The organism is Streptomyces sp. NPDC054841 (assembly GCF_053611045.1).
In genome coordinates this window covers 1-1,976 of sequence record NZ_JBSGZO010000826.1, presented here as the reverse complement: position 1 = coordinate 1,976, position 1,976 = coordinate 1, and the positions used below count along the sequence as shown (strand labels likewise).

The 1,976-nt window shown below is 71.3% G+C and carries 1 protein-coding gene; it reads left to right on the top strand.

All coding sequences use genetic code 11. The features are described 5' to 3' along the window. Positions 1 to 199 precede the first annotated feature (199 nt). Positions 200 to 1,900, top strand: a complete 1,701-nt coding sequence (locus ACWGI8_RS43605; RefSeq protein ID WP_453669087.1) for an alpha/beta hydrolase — start codon at positions 200 to 202, stop codon at positions 1,898 to 1,900. Positions 1,901 to 1,976: the final 76 nt, after the last annotated feature.

Here is a 1,976-nt window from a genome sequence, read left to right as displayed (position 1 = left end):
CTTCGGTGGAAGGCCGAGGCGTTGCCGCGTACCCAGAAAGCACCCTGGGGCACCCCTGACCTGGGGCGATCTCGAAGACGCAGAGATCAAGAACCATGTCAAGTCACGCTTTTTCGGGAATTCAACCGCAAGGTCCCCGTCGCCTTCCATCGAAGGGTGGGCCGTCAGCCGCGGCCACCTCGGAGACTGGAGAACGACCATGACCGCCCAAGCGCCGGACCCTCACCACGGCAGCGATCCTCCCGTGCGCCCCACCCGCAGCAGGCCCGTCAGGCGCGGGACGGCCAAGCTCAGACGGGCCCTGCACCGGACCGTGACCGGCGCGGCCGCGCCGCCTGGTCGTGTCGCCGACACCCGGGCTCCAGGAGCGCGCCGCGGGCGTTGGGGTCCCGCGTGGCCGGCCGCGCTGGTCGGTCTGGTCGCCGGTGGAGGGCTGCTGAGCGTGCTGTTCATCCACACACCGGCGCTCGACCACCAGGGCGCCGCAGCAAGCATCGACCCCGCCCGATCGGCAGCGCTGCGCCCCTTCTACACGCAGAAGATCGACTGGAAGCCCTGCGGTACCGGTGTCCAGTGCGGACGGCTGGAGGTGCCCCTGGACTACGCCGACCCGGGCGGGCGCACCATCGAGCTGGCCCTTGCCCGCAGGCAGGCGACCGATCCGGGCGAGCGGATCGGCTCTCTCGTGTACAACCCGGGAGGACCGGGCGGATCCGGTGTCGAGACCGTGCACAATCCGGACACGTACTCCACCGCACGGCTGCGCTCCCAGTACGACTTCGTCAGCTTCGACCCGCGCGGTGTCGGGCGGAGCGCGGCGATAAGCTGCGGACCCGTCGCGCCGGCGGCCGACTCCGCTCCGGTCGACGCCGTCCCGTTCGACGCCACGCCGGACGACCCGGCCGAGATCACCGCATTGATCGAGGCCAACAGGCAGTCCGGCGCCGCTTGCCAGGCCGACTCCGGGGCGCGGCTGGCTCATGTCTCCACCCAGGAGGCCGCTCGGGACATGGACGTGCTCCGGGCCGCACTGGGCGATGCCAAGCTGAATTACCTGGGCGTGTCCTACGGCACCTCCATAGGCACCGTCTACGCCGAGGAGTACCCCGACCGGGTCGGCCGGATGGTCCTCGACGCCGCCATCGACCCCCGAGTCAACAGGCTGGACTATCTGCGCGAGCAGGCCGCCGGGTTCCAGCTGGCCCTGGACGCTTTTCTGGCCGACTGTGCCACCAGGGCGGACTGCCCGCTGGGCACCGACCTGCCCGGGGCCCGGCACCGCCTGGACGAGCTGCTGGCGCAGCTGGACCGCACGCCACTGCCGGCGGGCGAGGCGGGCATCCTCGACAAGGACACCGCCACCGCGGCGATATCGACTGGGCTGTACAGCAAGGAGCTCTGGCCCCTGCTACGGGCCGCCCTTGGGCAGGCGCTGGCCGGCAACGGGGCGGACCTGGCGCTGTTCAACGCCCCTGACGCATCGTTCTCCGGACAGGCCTTCGCGGCGATCGAATGCCTGGACCTTCCCCCTGCCGTGACATCGGCCGAGCAGGTCCAGGCCGAGATGCCCTCCTTCCGGCAGGCCTCCCCCGTGTTCGGAGAGCAGGCCGCCTGGAACGCGCTGAACTGCGCGGACTGGCCCGCCAAGCCGGTCGGCACCCCGCACGCGGTCAATGCTCCGGGAACGCCGCCGATCCTGGTGGTGGGCACCACCCGGGACCCGGCCACCCCGTACCCGTGGGCCCAGGGCCTGGCCGAGCAGCTGGACTCCGGCGTGCTCCTGACCCGCGACGGCGACGGCCACAGTGGGTACATCATGGGCAGTCCGTGTGTCGACGACGCAGTCGACACCTACCTGCTCGATGGCCGAGCTCCGGCGGACGGAACCCGGTGCGCCTGATCTGCTCGATCATGGTGCGCTGAGGTGAGGGCCCCGGGCGAGTGTCCGTGGAATCCGGCGGCGGCGGGAGTGGAAC